Annotated in this window: 12 protein-coding genes and 1 tRNA gene; 4 read left to right on the top strand and 9 right to left on the bottom strand. The window is 77.8% G+C overall.

Annotated features, from left to right (window positions below):
* Positions 1-62: 62 nt before the first annotated feature.
* Positions 63-566: a DUF1269 domain-containing protein gene (locus ACFY07_RS14730; RefSeq protein WP_230653105.1), complete on the bottom strand. Its 504-nt coding sequence runs from the start codon at positions 564-566 to the stop codon at positions 63-65.
* Between the two features lie 193 nt (positions 567-759).
* Here ACFY07_RS14730 and ACFY07_RS14725 point away from each other — a divergent pair, with 193 nt between their 5' ends.
* The 4 genes from ACFY07_RS14725 (at position 760) to ACFY07_RS14710 (ending at position 5,456) form a co-directional block, all read left to right on the top strand.
* Complete coding sequence (locus ACFY07_RS14725; RefSeq protein ID WP_390868993.1) at positions 760-2,091, top strand: DUF2786 domain-containing protein; 1,332 nt, start codon at positions 760-762, stop codon at positions 2,089-2,091.
* A 73-nt stretch (positions 2,092-2,164) separates the two neighbouring features.
* Positions 2,165-3,487: a VWA domain-containing protein gene (locus tag ACFY07_RS14720; protein ID WP_390868992.1), complete on the top strand. Its 1,323-nt coding sequence runs from the start codon at positions 2,165-2,167 to the stop codon at positions 3,485-3,487.
* 1 nt (position 3,488) lies between these two features.
* The gene (locus ACFY07_RS14715; RefSeq protein ID WP_390868991.1) at positions 3,489-4,340 is read left to right on the top strand and encodes a peptidase; all 852 of its coding nucleotides are present in this window, start codon (positions 3,489-3,491) and stop codon (positions 4,338-4,340) included.
* Positions 4,341-4,604: 264 nt separating this feature from the next.
* Positions 4,605-5,456, top strand: coding sequence for a class II glutamine amidotransferase (locus tag ACFY07_RS14710; protein WP_390868990.1), 852 nt, complete (start codon positions 4,605-4,607; stop codon positions 5,454-5,456).
* 100 nt (positions 5,457-5,556) lie between these two features.
* Here ACFY07_RS14710 and ACFY07_RS14705 read toward each other — a convergent pair whose 3' ends face one another.
* From ACFY07_RS14705 to glp, 8 genes are all read right to left on the bottom strand, one after another.
* Complete coding sequence (locus ACFY07_RS14705) at positions 5,557-7,161, bottom strand: SulP family inorganic anion transporter (protein ID WP_390868989.1); 1,605 nt, start codon at positions 7,159-7,161, stop codon at positions 5,557-5,559.
* Positions 7,162-8,016: 855 nt separating this feature from the next.
* Entirely contained in the window at positions 8,017-8,295 is a 279-nt protein-coding gene (locus ACFY07_RS14700; protein ID WP_390868988.1) for a hypothetical protein, read from the bottom strand.
* Positions 8,296-9,119: 824 nt separating this feature from the next.
* A tRNA-Ala gene (locus ACFY07_RS14695) sits at positions 9,120-9,193 on the bottom strand.
* Between the two features lie 79 nt (positions 9,194-9,272).
* Positions 9,273-10,520 (bottom strand): gephyrin-like molybdotransferase receptor GlpR, encoded by a 1,248-nt coding sequence (gene glpR, locus ACFY07_RS14690; RefSeq protein ID WP_390868987.1) that lies wholly within the window; start codon positions 10,518-10,520, stop codon positions 9,273-9,275.
* 150 nt (positions 10,521-10,670) lie between these two features.
* Positions 10,671-11,276, bottom strand: a complete 606-nt coding sequence (locus ACFY07_RS14685) for a GNAT family N-acetyltransferase (protein WP_374228184.1) — start codon at positions 11,274-11,276, stop codon at positions 10,671-10,673.
* Positions 11,277-11,290: 14 nt separating this feature from the next.
* Positions 11,291-11,884, bottom strand: a complete 594-nt coding sequence (locus tag ACFY07_RS14680) for a molybdenum cofactor biosynthesis protein B (protein WP_390868986.1) — start codon at positions 11,882-11,884, stop codon at positions 11,291-11,293.
* Complete coding sequence (gene moaC / locus ACFY07_RS14675) at positions 11,881-12,318, bottom strand: cyclic pyranopterin monophosphate synthase MoaC (protein ID WP_230653274.1); 438 nt, start codon at positions 12,316-12,318, stop codon at positions 11,881-11,883. Before moaC ends, ACFY07_RS14680 begins: the two co-directional genes overlap by 4 nt.
* 137 nt (positions 12,319-12,455) lie before the next feature.
* Entirely contained in the window at positions 12,456-13,883 is a 1,428-nt protein-coding gene (gene glp, locus ACFY07_RS14670) for a gephyrin-like molybdotransferase Glp (protein ID WP_390868984.1), read from the bottom strand.
* Positions 13,884-13,953 lie beyond the last annotated feature (70 nt).

Below are 13,953 nucleotides of genomic sequence, written 5' to 3'. Positions count from 1 at the left end.
GGGACGGACAGCGGGACGGACGGGCCGCTGCCCGTCCGTCCCTCTGCGGAACCAGCCCGTCGCTACGCGGGGTGCGCCACCTTCGTGGCCTTGAGGGTCTCCCGCAGGTGCTCCTCGGCCTCGGCCGAGAGCGAGGTCTGGATGATCTCGCCGCCGAAGCGGGCGATCTCCGGCAGCACCTTGTCCGGGGTGGCCTGGCGGACCAGCACGAAGAGGGCGGCGCTGCCGGGCTGCAGCTTCTGCCCGACCTTGCGCATGAAGTCGTCGTCCACGCCCACCTCGGTGGCGGCGCCGACCGCCGCACCGGTCGCACCGCCGATGGCGGCGCCGAGGAAGGGCATGAAGAAGAGGAGGCCGATCACCCCGCCCCACAGCGCGCCGGAGGCGGCGCCCATGCCGGTGGTGCTGACCGCCTGGTGCAGCTTGATGCGGCCGTCCTGGCGGCGCTCGACGACGACGGCGTCCTCGATGTCGATGAGCTTCTGCTTCTGCAGGTTCCCCAGCTCGGTGCGGACCTGCTGGGCGGTGGGAAGGTCGGGGTAGGAGATGGCGAACAGGTTGCTCACGGGAGTTGCTCCTTCCGGGGGGGCGGGCGGCCCTGCCCCACGAGCCATCCTCGGCGAGGCGGGCCGTTCCCGCCCGGTGTGCTGGTCCACTCGGGCGGCAGCGGCGGCGGACGGGGCCGAACCGGGCCGGGGCGGAGCCGCATGCGGGCCCCGCCCGGCCGGCGGCGCACCCGCGGCGGCTACCGTGGCGGCCGTGACCCGCGCGCAGGAACTGGACCAGCTGATCGGCGGCGCCGTCGGAGCCCCGGCGGACGCCGCGGAGGACGCCGTGGACGCGGCCGCGTCCGCCCTCGCCGCCGCCGCGGGCGCCCCGGCGGCGGACCGGGCCCGGGGACGGGCCGGGGCGGAGCCGCGGGACGGGGCGGAGCCGCGGGACGGGGCGGACGCGGTGGGCACGGCCCTGCTCGCCGCCGCCGGACGGGCGGTGCGCCGGGCCTGGGAGAACGGCTGGCAGCCCGCCGACCTGGTCCGGGTCGTGCGCCGCGACCTCGCCCCGCACCACGCCGCCCTCGCCGTGGACGCGGTCGCCGCCGAGGGCCTCCGCTACGGCGACGGCGAGCTGCCGCCGCGCTGGGCCGCCCAGCTGTCCGACCTGGACGCGGCCGTCCGGTGGGACGGCGGCGGCGCCCACCTCGCGGCCTTCGCCGCGCAGTGGCGCCTGGACCGCTTCGGTGCGGTCGGCGCCTGGCTGGAGCTGCTGCGCCTGCTGGTCCGGCTCCCCCGGATCACGCCGGTCGCCCCGCCCCCGGGCAGCCGCTTCCCGCGGCCGGGCTCCGCACCGGCGGCAGCGGCGCCCCGGATGCTCGCCCGGGTGCGGGCGCTGCTCGCCAAGGCCGAGGCGACCCCGTACGCCGAGGAGGCCGACGCCTTCACCGCCAAGGCGCAGCAGCTGGCCGCCCGGTACAGCATCGACGAGGCCCTGCTCGACGCCGACCCGGCGCACCCGGCGGGCGGTCCGGAGGCCCGCCGGATCGGGGTGGAGGAGCCGTACGCCGCGGCGAAGGCGGTGCTGCTCGACGCCGTGGCGGCCGCGAACCGCTGCCGCAGCGTCTGGTCGTCCGACCTCGGCTTCTCCACGGTCGTCGGGTACGGGCCCGACCTGGACGCCGTCGAGCTGCTGCACGCCTCCCTGCTGGCCCAGGCCACCGGCGGGATGAACCGGGCCGCCGACCGGCACCACCGCAGCGGCCGCTCGCGGCGCACCCGCGACTTCCGGCAGACCTTCCTGGTCGCCTTCGCCGGGCGCATCCGCACCCGGCTGGCCGACGCGGCCGGCGAGGCGGCGCGGGAGGCCGAGGCGGAGGCGGCTCGGGAGGCGGCCGCGGGGGCGTCCGGCACCGCTGCGCGCCCTCCGCTGCTCCCGGTACTCGCCGCCCGGGAGGTCGCGGTGGAGGACGCGGCGGAGCGGATGTTCCCCGGCACCGTCCGGCACCGCCTGCGCGGCCGCGACCTGGCGGGGTGGGAGCACGGCACCGAGGCCGCCGACCGCGCCCGGCTGGGCGTTCCCGGCCCGGGGAAGGCCTGACCGTTCCCGGTCCGGGACCGCGGCCGCCCCTCCCCTGACGATCGGACAGTCTGACGATCACTAGGATCTGCGGGTGATCACCAGACGACGGTCGGCGGCGGTCCTGCTCGGCGTGCTCGCCGCCCTGACGACACTCGGCGCGCCACCGGCCGCCGCCGACGAGACCACCCCCGCGAAGGAACCGCCCAAGGTCGAGCTGGTGCTCGACGTCAGCGGCTCGATGCGTGCCGCCGACCTCGGCGGCCGCAGCCGCATCTCGGTCGCCCAGCAGTCCTTCCGGGAGGTGGTGGACTCGCTCCCGGCCGAGACCGAACTCGGCATACGCGTGCTCGGGGCCTCCTACCCGGGCAACGACAAGCGGCTGGGCTGCAAGGACACCCAGCAGATCGTGCCGGTCGGCCACCCCGACCGCACCGAGGCCAAGACCGCCATCGCCACCCTGCGCCCCACCGGCTTCACCCCGGTCGGCCTCGCCCTGCGCGAGGCCGCGAAGGACCTGGGCACCGGCGAGACCACCCGGCGGATCGTCCTCATCACCGACGGCGAGGACACCTGCGCCCCGCCCGACCCCTGCGAGGTCGCCCGCGAGCTCGCGGCCCAGGGCACCCACCTGGTCGTCGACACCCTCGGCCTGACCCTGGACGACAGGGTGCGCCGCCAGCTCACCTGCATCGCCTCCGCCACGGGCGGCACCTACACGGCCGTGCAGAGCGGCAACGAGCTGACCGGCCGCATCAAGCAGCTGGTCAAACGGGCCGGCGACACCTACGACCAGACCCCGCAGCGGATCTCCGGCGCCGCCGAGTGCGCGACCGCGCCGCTGCTCTCGCCGGGCGTCTACAGCGACCGCGAGCAGGTCGAGGAGCACCGGGCCTACCGGGTGCCGGTCCGGCCGGGCCAGGAGCTGCGGGCCTCCGTCAGCGTCGCCCTCGACCGGCCGCTCGGCCGGGACCGCGGCGTGCTGCTGCGGGCCCTGTCCCCGGACGGGCAGGAGCTGGTCCGCGGCAGCGACGCGGGCAGCGGCCGCACCGACGTGCTCTCGACCGGCCTGCGCTGGTCCCCGGCGCAGGGCGACGGTGCGTCGGCGCCCGCCGCGGCCGCGGACGGCGGGACGGGCACCGGGACGGGTGCCGGGACGGACGGCACCGCGCAGGCCGCGGAGAGCGTCTGCCTGGTCGTCAGCAACTCCTTCGCCGTGCCGGCGGCCGTCCGGCGCGCCCCGGGCATGCCGGTCGAGCTGACCGTCGACGTGGTCGACGCCTCCCCCGCCCCCGGTGGCCCGGACCTCGGCCGCGGCTGGGTGCTGCTCGGCGTCCTGGCCCTCGCCGGCCTGCTCACCGGTCTGGTCGCGGGCTGGCTCGCCCGCTGGCGGATCGCCGTCTGGAGGGAGAACTGACATGCGTACGGCACACCTCCTGCGCACCGCCGCCGGCCTGACCGCCGCCGGGGCGGCCCTGCTGGCCGGGGCGTCCGCGCCCGCGTCCGCCGCACCGGCCGACACCGGCACCGCGTCGCCCGGGACGTCCGGCCACGCCGTCCCCGGCACGGCGGGGACGTCCTTCCTCACCGCCGCCGCCCTGGGCCGGGGCGCCCCGATCCAGCTGTCCGCCTCCACCGGCGACTACCTGTACTGGGCGTTCGGCGCGGCCGCCGGGCAGACCGCCACCGTCGGCGTGACCGTCTCCCTGCCGCCCGCGGCGAACCGCCACGGCGCCGCCACCTGGACCGTCGACGTCTTCGACGGGCTGCGCCGCCGCCAGGCGTGCACGGCCGGGACGCAGACGGCCGCCGCCGCGGCCGACGCCGCGACCGTGTCCCTGGACTGCACGCTGCGGCAGGTGCGGTCCTGGGCCGAACCGTGGTCCGGCGACCCGCTGCCCGGGACGTACTACGTCCGGCTCTCGGCCACCGACCTGCCCGAGCCCGACCTGGGCCTGCCAGTCCGGGTGGAGGCGCGGGTGGCGTCCGAGGACGGCGACGCCGAGCCCGAGGGCGGCGGCCTGCGGGCGCCGCTGGTCCCGGCCGTCCACCCCGGTGCCACCCTCGCGCCGGGCGCCGTCCCGTCGGCGGCGCCCTCGGCGCCGTCCGGGCCCTCCGCGGCCCGGCCCGTCGAGAAGGCCCGCGGGTGGTTCTCCGGGATCTCCTCGCGCTGGATCTGGACGGTCGGCGGCGGCGTGCTCGCCGCCCTGCTGGGCGTGGCCGGGTACAGCCTCACCCGGCACCCGCGCCGCCGGCCCTCCGCCGGCTGACCCGGCACGGCGGCCGGGGGGCGTCCCCTCCCCCGGCCGCCGTACCGGGCCCGGGCCCCCTCGGCGGCCGGGGCCGCAGGGCCCCGGAGAAGGGTCCGGGAGGCGGGGCCCGGAGACGGGCCCCCGGGCGGCTCGCGGCGGAACGCGCTGCGAGGGACGCCCCGCGAGGGAGCGCCCCGCAGAGAAACCTGGGCCGGAGTGTGCCCATACTGGCGGTGGGCGCCTCCCGCCGCAGCCCCAGCCGCCACGAGGGGAGCAGAGCGCATGTGCCGATGGCTCGCCTACTCGGGTTCGCCGATCCTGCTCGAGGACATCGTCTACAAGCCCTCCCACTCGCTGATCGAGCAGAGCCTGCACGCCAGGCTCGGCGTGGAGACCACCAACGGCGACGGGTTCGGCATCGGCTGGTACGGCCACCGCTCCACCCCGGCGGTCTTCCGCGACGTGGGTCCGGCCTGGAGCAACCGCAACCTGCGGGAGCTCACCAGCCACATCCGCTCCCGGATGTTCTTCGCCCACATCCGGGCCTCGACCGGCTCGGCCACCCAGCAGACCAACTGCCACCCCTTCCGGTACGGGCGCTGGCTGTGGATGCACAACGGCATGATCGACGGCTTCTCCGCGATCAGGCGGGAGCTGGCCCTCGCCGTCGCCCCCGCGCTCTTCCCCTCGATCGAGGGGTCCACCGACTCCGAGGTGATGTTCTTCCTCGCGCTGGGCCTGGGCCTCGCCGAGGACCCGCCCGGCGCGGTGGCGCGGATGGCCGGGCTCGTGGAGGAGGTGGGATGGCGGCACGGTGTCGAGCACCCCGTGCAGATGACCGTCGCGGTCTGCGACGGCACGCGGATGTGGGCGTTCCGGTACTCCACGGAGCACCGGTCGCGGTCGCTCTTCCACAGCACGGACATCGAGGGCCTGAAGGAGCTGTACCCCGACAGCCCGCTGGTCCGGAGGGCCTCGGAGGAGGCCAGGCTGGTCGTCTCCGAGCCGCTGGGCGACGTGCCGGGGGCCTGGAACGAGGTGCCCGAGTCCAGTTACGCGGTCGTCGAGCACGGCCGCTACGAGATCCGGCCCTTCGCGCCGGCCCGGGTGCCGGCCCCGGCCGTGGGGGCGTGACCTCCGCCGTCCGGCCTCCGTGACCCGCCGGGGCCTCCGTGACCCGCCGGGGCCGCGCCGCGGGCGTCCGCCGCCCGCGGCGCCGGACGCCCGCCGGAGGTCAGGCGGGCACCCGGACCTGCTCCGCCCCCTCGCCGCCGTGCAGCCCCTGGCCGCCGTGCCGGGCGGTCCAGTCCTCCAGCGCGGTGCGGCAGGCGTGGTCCAGGTGGCGCAGGCCGGACGTGTCCAGGGTGGCCGGACGGTCCTGCGGCAGGGCCTCCAGGGCGGCCAGCAGCCTGGGCAGCCGCAGGAAGGTGGCGTTGCCGGAGAGCCGCACGAGCACCGGCGCGCCCGTGCCGAGCACGTCCGTCCCGAGCACGTCCGGCGCGAGCACGTCCGGCCCGTCCGCACCGCCCTCCCCGCGCCCGTCGGCCGCGGGCGCCGGGTCGACGACCTCCACCTGGAGGTGGGAGATCTCCCAGGCGCTCTTGAGGACCGCCAGCAGCAGCCCCAGCAGCACCCCCTCCAGCAGGTTGGCCGCCACGACCGCCACCGCCGTCGCCAGCAGGACGACGGCCTCCCCGCGATGCGCCCGCCACAGCGGCGGGAGGGTGGAGACCGGTACCAGCTTGGCCCCCGCGTGCACGAGGACGGCGGCCAGCGCCGCCAGCGGGATCACGCCGAGGGCCCCCGGGAGCAGCGCGGCGAACAGCAGCAGCCAGCAGCCGTGCAGCACCCGGGACGCCCTGGTCCGCGCGCCCGCCTGGACGTTGGCGGCGCTGCGCACGATCACCGCCGTCATGGGCAGCGCCCCGAGCAGCCCGCACACGGTGTTGCCGACGCCCTGCGCGACCAGTTCCCGGTCGTAGTGCGTGCGCGGGCCGTCGTGCAGGCGGTCCACCGCAGCCGCGCAGAACAGCGACTCGGCGGAGGCGACCAGGGCGAAGGCGACGGCGGTGCCGAGCAGCCCCGCCTCGGCCAGTCCCGCCAGGTCGGACAGGCCGGGCGGCCGCACGGCCTCCAGCAGGCCGCGGACCTCGACCCTGGGCGTGTCCACCCCGGCGAGGACGGTCACGGCGGTGGCTGCGGCGACCGCCGCCAGCGGGCCCGGCACGGCGGTGCGCACCCGGTACGGCAGACGCGGCCACACCAGGAGCAGCAGCAGGGTGCCGCCGCCGACCGCGGCCGTGGTGAGGGCCTGCGGCGAGCCGGCGGTGGCGGCCGCCAGGGCGGGCAGGCCCGCCAGGTCGGCCGGGCCGTTGCCGTGCCCCTGGGCACCGAGCATCGGGTACAGCTGGCCCGCGACCAGGACCAGCCCGATGCCGGCCAGCATGCCGTGGACGACGGAGACGGAGACGGCGCGGAACCAGCGGCCGAGCCGCAGCGCCCCCATGGCCGTCTGCAGCAGTCCGGCGGCGAGCACGACCACGCCCAGCGCGGGCAGGCCGTGGTCGGTGACGGCCTGGTGCACCAGGACCGTCAGGCCCGCCGCCGGTCCGGACACCTGGAGGCTGCTGCCGGGCAGCACGCCGGCGACCAGGCCGCCCACGATGCCGGTGACCAGGCCCAGTTCGGCGGGGGCGCCGCTGGCGACGGCGATGCCGACGCAGAGGGGGAGGGCGACCAGGAAGACCACCAGGGAGGCGGCGAGGTCGCGGCGGAGGACGGCGGGCCGGAGGAACGCGGACCGGAGGAGGGCAGGACGGAGGGCGGGACGACGAGTCATCAGGTCCTCACTGGGAGTGCTCGCGGACGGGTGTCCGGGACGGGTGGAACAGGACTGCGGGCAGGCGGCCGCGCCGCCCCGGGGCCGGGCGGGACCGCCGGGCGGCGGCAGGGGCCGCGGGCGTCAGGCGTCAGGCGTCAGGCGTCAGGCGTCAGCAGAGGAGAACACGCAGACGGACGGGATCGGGTGCGGCCGGTGGTGCGGCTGCCGCCGGGCGCCCGGCGGCGCGGCGTCCGGCACCGGGTCCGGCCGGAGGGTCCGGCAGGGGCGTCCGGCATCCCGTGGAGCGGCCGGACACGGGACCGCCGGGGGCCTGGCCGCGGCGGGTCGGAGGGGACTCGGACCGCCCGGCGCCCTGCGGGAGCGGTTCCTCCTCCCCCGGCGGCTGCTCCCCCGGCGGCTGCTGCACGAGCGACGGCTGCACGGCCGGGGCGGTCGGCCCGGCGGCCTGCGCAGCGGCCGGGCCCGTACCGGCAAGGGCGAGCAGGGCGGCCAGCAGGAGGACGACGGCCGTCCGCACGGTCGTGCGCGCAGCGGCGAACGGCACGGGCCACCCCCTCCCGACACAGGATGTCATCACTCACCGTAAGTAAAGCATGCCGATGTGACGAACAATCCGCTATCGGGCATGCCCCGCAGCCGCCGAACGCACGCCGCGGGACCACGACGGCCCAGCGGCAGTGTCCCTCCGACCTGCGACGTCACGTGCCGGACGGCCGTCCTCCCCCGGGCGCGCGGGCGCACCACCGCACGGGCGCCCGCCCTCCGGGCGCCTCGCGATCCCCCCGCCCGCACCCCGTCGGGCAGGCGGCCCGCCCGGCCGCGGACCCTTGCCGTCCGGTCGCCCCCGGCCGGTCACACCCCGGCCGGACGCGGTCCGACCGGGAGCACCTCGGCCCGGCCGGCCGCCCGGTGGCGGGAGACCAGGTGCGGAGCGGCCACGAAGAGCAGCCACACCGCGCCGGCGATGAGCGCGAAGACGATGCCGATCGGGGCGGCGAAGGCGACGACCGGCGAGGAGGCCGCCCAGACGGTCGCCTTCAGGGGCTCCCTCCGCGACCTGAGCGCCATCCCCAGGCACCCCAGGAAGGCCAGGATCATCACCACGTAGTACAGGACGTTGAACCAGCTCATGGACCTGCTCCCTGCGACGTCCCCCCTCCACCGTGGCCACGTCCGGCCGCACCCGTCAACCGGGCGGCCGGCCGCCGGGGAACCGGCCGCCCCTCGACCGCAGGCCCTTGCCCCGGCTGCGGCTGCGGAGACGCGCCTCCGAGGCGCACCCCTCCGGCCGTGGCGGCCGGCGCGACCGGGGCGGCGCGCCTCGGGCGGCCCGCAGCCCGCAAGCCGCCCGGACGCCCGGAAGCCGACCGTGTGACGCCCGGTCACGGGAGGGCGGTGCGGCCGTTCCCTGCCTGCCCTGGCGAACCCGGAGGAGCCCATCCGCACACCGCCCCCGGAAGGGACCACCCGTGCACGCCGCCTCCCCGCGACCGCCGCCCTGCTCGGCACGCTCCTCCTGCCCACCGGCCGCTCCGGCGAGGCGCGTCCGCCCCGCACGCCGACGCCTCGGCGGACCCCGACGACCACGGCTGCCTGACGTCCGGCCAGGCGGCCGGCTCCTTCCCGCTCAAGCTGACAGGGCAGCCGGTCACGGCCGACGCCTCCGCAGCCGGGAAGGGCACGGTCGGCATCGTGTTCGCGCACACGGCCGGGGAGACCGTGTGCGCATGGGCCCCCATGGTCTCCCCCTGCGCCGCCCGCGGCTGCCTCGCCCTCACCTTCACCTCGCTCGGGCCCGCCGAGGAGAACGTGGCCGACGCCTGTCCGCGAGGGAGGTCCGGGGCGGTCCGCAGGGCGTGGGGGAGGCCGGGGAGGTCCGCCCAGGCTGCGGAGCCCTGCCGCCCCGCACAACGCCGGAGGCCCTGCCCGGTTCCCCGGGCAGGGCCTCTGTTGGGTGGAGCTGAGGGGATTCGAACCCCTGACCCCCTCGATGCGAACGAGGTGCGCTACCGGACTGCGCCACAGCCCCAACGAGAAAGAACTCTAGCATCCTTGGGAGGGTGCTCGCGCACGCCCCGGCGCCGGGACCGGCGGTTATCCGCCGGGCGTCACTCGTTGGCGGCGCGGGGCCGGGGCTGCTCGGCGGCGATGTCCGGGGCGGGGTGTTCGGGTGCGGCGTACTGGTCGAAGAGCGGCGTGCGCCCGCGCGGCTCCTCGGCGGCCGGGGGCGCGGCGGCCCGGCCGGCGCTCCAGGCGTCGGGGGCGCCGAGGTCGAGGCTGCCGGTGCTGCGGGGGGCGACCGGAGCCGTGACGTAGGTGGGGAGCGGGACGGGCACGGGCTCCCAGGAGTCGGGGTCGGCCTCGGCGGAGCGCTCGCGCAGCCCGTCGACCCACTCCTCGTGGTCGGTGGCCTCAGTGGCCTCGACGAGGGCCGGCCGCTCGGCGGCGGGGTCGGCCCCCGGGTGCTCCCGGTCGGCCCCGGCCCGGTGGCCCGCGTCCGCCGCGGTGTCCGCGCCGTCCCGGTGGCCCGCACCGTCCCGGTGTCCCGCGCCGTCCCGGTGGCCGGGTGCGGCGGGGCGGTCCGGCGCCGCGGGGCGGCGGGCCGGGCCCGGCTGGGGGTGGCGGGCGGTGGCCTGGGGCGCCGCGGGGCGGGCCTCGGACCGGTGGTGGCCCCGGTACCCCTGGTGGCCCTGGCGCTCGCGCAGCCGCTGTGCGGCCTCGGCGGCGCGGCGGCGGTCGAGCTTCACCTCGTAGCGCAGGCGCTCCTGGCGGCGCAGGCGCCCGATGTAGAGGGAGAGCAGCACGGCGGGGGCCGCCGGCGCCCAGAGCAGGGACAGGCCGCCCACGGCGGCGGCGATCGTGCCGAGGGTGAAGGCTGCGAAGAGGGCCGTGACGATGCGGCGGCGGCGGGCGAGGAGCCGGGCCCGGCGGCGGGCTCCGGCGCGGGCCTCGCGCTCGGCGCGGGTGGACCGCGGCGCGGGCGCCGGGGTGCGGGGGGCGGGCGCCGGGGTGCGGGGGGCGGGCATCCGGTCGTGTGCGGACGCACGGGTCACGGCGGGCGCGCCGTCCGCCGCGGCGCCGGCGCCGGGGCCGTCCGCGCCGGGGCCGTCCGCGCCGGGGGCGCCGTCGTCGGGAGCGTCGGCGCCGGGGGCGCCGGTGTCGTCGTTCCGACCGTCCAGGGACCGGGTGATGCGACGCTCCATCGCCGCCCGCCCCGACAGGAGGCGGATGGCGGTGCTGAAGCGTTCCGTCGGGCGCGCCTCGTTGAGCTCGTCCTGCCTGCGGAGCCACATCGGCACCAGGTAGGCAGCCCAGGCCCCTACGATCGCCGCGTAGATGAGGCCACTACTGCTCACGTGTCACACCGTAGGGGTGGGAAGCGGCGCCTGTCGCCGTTTACTGCCGGTGTGTCGCATGATCAAGCTGATTCTCCGACTATTTTGTGGGCTCGCATGACGGAATGACGTTCCCTTTGCGGGCCTTCGGGATCGATTTCGAACGCTTATTCAATTCGCCGGTCGGCCCGCACGGGAGGCCCGCCAGCGGCCCAGCAGGCCCTCCGGCACCTCCTCCGAGGTCAGCGCGTAGACCAGGTGGTCGCGCCAGTCGCCGTCGATGTGGAGGTAGCGGGGGCGGAGCCCCTCCTCGCGGAATCCGAGTTTCTCCACGACGCGCCGGCTCGGCGTGTTCTCGGGGCGGATGCAGATCTCGATGCGGTGCAGTCCGAGGGCGCCGAAGCAGTGGTCGGCGGCGAGCGCGACGGCGGTGGGCGTGATGCCCCGGCCGGCGACCGCCTGGTCGATCCAGTAGCCGATGTTGGCGGAGCACATGGAACCCCACGTGATGCCGCCGACGGTCAGCTGGCCGACCAGCCGGCCGCGGTACGTGACCACGAACGGCAGCATCCGGCCCGCCGTGGCCTCCGCCTTCAGGTAGCGGACCATCTGCCGGAAGGTCGGCCGGGGCCCGGCGAGCCGGCCGGGCGGGGGCGGCGGCGTGGTGGCCTCCCAGCGCCGCAGCCAGTCCCGGTTGCGGCTGCTGACCTCGCGCCAGGCCTTCTGGTCCCGGACCCTTATCGGCCGCAGGCCGACGTCCCCCTCGTCGAGGGTCACGGGCCAGACGGGGTTCAGGGGGTGCTCCTGGGCTGGGAGTGGTGCCGGTGCCGCCCGTCCCGGTCGGGGCGGGGGTGGTCGCCCCCGCGCACCTGGTCCACGGCGTGCGCGAGGAGCGGCGCGAGGACGGCCAGGCCGTCGCGCACGCCGCCGGTCGACCCCGGCAGGTTGACGATCAGCGTACGTCCGGCCAGTCCGGACAGGCCACGCGACAGGACCGACGTCGGGACCTTCTCGCGCCCGTACGCCCGGACCGCCTCGGCGATGCCGGGGACGGGCCGGTCGATCACCCGGGCGGTCATCTCGGGGGTGAGGTCGGTGGGCGAGATGCCGGTGCCGCCGGTGGTGAGCACCACGTCGTACCCGGCCGCCACGGCCTCCCGCAGCACGGCCTCCACCGGCTCGCCGTCGGGGACGACCCGGGGGCCGTCGGCCGCGAAGCCCATCGCGGTGAGGCCCTCGACGAGCAGCGGGCCGCCCCGGTCCGCGTAGACGCCCGCCGAGGCCCGGTTGGAGACGGTGACGGCGAGGGCCCGTCCGGCGGTCCCCCGCGCCTCGCCCGCGGGCCCCCCGGCGCCCGTCCCGGTACCCGCCGGCCCGGCGCTCACCGGCTGCCGCCGCGGTGCCAGTCGCCGCTGCGGCCGCCGGTCTTGGACTCGACCCGGACCGCGTCGATGACGGCTTCCCGGTCGACGGCCTTGACCATGTCGACCACGGTGAGCCCGGCCACCGCGACCGCGGTGAGGGCCTCCATCTCGACCCCGGTGCGGTCCGCGGTGCGGACGGTGGCGGTGATCTCCACCGCGTCGTCGGCGACCGCGAGGTCCACCTCCACGCCGGAGACGGCGATGGGGTGGCAGAGCGGGACGAGGTCGGGGGTGCGCTTGGCGCCCATGATCCCGGCGATCCGCGCCACCGAGAGGGCGTCGCCCTTGGGCACGCCCTCGCCGCGCAGCAGCTCGACCACGCGCGGCGAGACCAGCACGCGGCCGGACGCCCGGGCGGTCCGGACGGTGGCGGCCTTCTCCGAGACGTCGACCATGCGGGCCGCCCCCGCGTCGTCGACGTGGGTGAGGCGGTCGGCCGGGCGGCCGTCGGGCGGGTTCGCGGTCACGGGTTCTCCGGTTGCGGGGTGGGGCGCCTGTCCTGCCCCGCGCGGGGCCGCGCGGGGTGCGGGCGCTACCGTACCCGGCCTCCGGCGCCGGAATCCGCGGGCTCCTCCAGCAGGACCACGTCCAGCAGGGAGCCCGCCTCGGCGGAGGTGGTCCCCTCGTCCAGCACGATCAGGCAGTCGGCCCGCGCGAGGGCGCCCACCAGGTGCGACCCGGCGCCGCCGACCGGCGTCACGGTGCCCGGCCGGCCGCTGCCGTCGGCCGGGGGCCGGTAGCTGCCGCGCAGGAACTGCCGGCGGCCGGCGGGCGAGCGCAGCGCGGCCGTGGTCACGGCCCGCACGACCGGCCGGTGCACCCGGCCGGCGCCCATGAGGGTGCGGATGGCCGGCCGGACGAAGAGCTCGAAGGAGACGTAGGCGCTCACCGGGTTGCCGGGCAGCGCCAGCAGCGGCACGCCCGCGCCGGGGCCGATCCGGCCGAACCCCTGCGGCTTGCCGGGCTGCATCCGCAGCCGCCGGAAGTCGACCTCGCCGTACTCGGCGAGGACCTGCTTGACCACGTCGTACGCCCCGACGCTGACCCCGCCGCTGGTGACGACCAGGTCGGCGCTGCCCGCCAGCTCCTCCAGGACCGCCCGCAGCGCGGCGGGGTCGTCGGGGACGGCGCCCACGCGGCGGGCGTCCGCGCCGGCCTCGCGGGCGGCGGCGGTGAGGGCGTAGCTGTTGGACTCGGAGATCTGCCCGGGGCCGACGGGCTCGCCGGGCGGCACCAGCTCGCTGCCGGTGGACAGCACCGCCACCCGGGGCCGCGGGCAGACGCGGACCGTGGCGCGGCCCACGGCGGCCAGCAGGCCGATCCCGGTGGGGCCGAGCACGGTGCCCGCGGTGAGGACGGTCTCGCCCGCCGCCACGTCGCTGCCGCGGCGGCGCACGTGGGCGCCGGGCGGCACCGGGCGGAAGACCTGGACCTCGGCCGAGAGGCCGGCCGCCATGCGGTCGGCGGCCTCCGGGCCGCCGCTGCCGCCGTCGGTCCACTCCACGGGGGCGACGCCCTCCGCACCGGGCGGCAGGGGCGCGCCGGTCATGATCCGGACGGTCCGGCCGGAGGAGACCGCCGGGAGCTCCCCGGTCCCGGCCGCGACGTCGCCGACGACGGAGAGCACGGACGGGTAGCGGTCGGTGGCGCCGTCGGTGTCGGCGCTGCGGACCGCGTAGCCGTCCATGGAGCTGTTGTCGAACGGCGGCAGGTCGCCCGCCGCCACCACGTCCTCGGCGAGCCGGCAGCCCTGGGCGTCGAGCAGCGGCAGCTCGACGGGCGGCAGCGGCCGCACGGACGCGAGGACGTCGGCGAGGTGCTCGTCGACCGACCACATGCGGGTGGCGGGAGCGGCGTGCGGGGCCTGGTCCTGTCCGTCGGTCCGGTCCCGCCGCGCCTGCCGCCCGCCCCGTGGGCCGTCGTGCGCCGCGCCTGCCGTTCCGTCCGTGGACCCTGTCATCGCCTCGCCGCTCCCGCCGCCCGTCATGCCTTCGTCCTCGTCCCGCGCGGACCTGCCGCTCCCCGCGCCG

Source organism: Streptomyces sp. NPDC001380 (genome assembly GCF_042895785.1).
In the GTDB taxonomy this organism is placed as follows: domain Bacteria; phylum Actinomycetota; class Actinomycetes; order Streptomycetales; family Streptomycetaceae; genus Peterkaempfera.
The sequence above is the reverse complement of the archived record's forward strand: the minus strand, read 5'-3'. Positions and strand labels throughout refer to the sequence as shown.

Bases quoted from the DNA above. Each gene is read 5' to 3' on its own strand.
- ACFY07_RS14715 (WP_390868991.1), top strand. From the start codon at position 3,489: ATGCGTACGGCACACCTCCTGCGCACCGCCGCCGGCCTGACCGCCGCC.
- ACFY07_RS14710 (WP_390868990.1), top strand. From the start codon at position 4,605: ATGTGCCGATGGCTCGCCTACTCGGGTTCGCCGATCCTGCTCGAGGAC.
- ACFY07_RS14705 (WP_390868989.1), bottom strand. From the start codon at position 7,161: ATGACTCGTCGTCCCGCCCTCCGTCCTGCCCTCCTCCGGTCCGCGTTC.
- ACFY07_RS14700 (WP_390868988.1), bottom strand. From the start codon at position 8,295: ATGAGCTGGTTCAACGTCCTGTACTACGTGGTGATGATCCTGGCCTTC.
- moaC (WP_230653274.1), bottom strand. From the start codon at position 12,318: ATGGTCGACGTCTCGGAGAAGGCCGCCACCGTCCGGACCGCCCGGGCG.
- glp (WP_390868984.1), bottom strand. From the start codon at position 13,883: ATGACAGGGTCCACGGACGGAACGGCAGGCGCGGCGCACGACGGCCCA.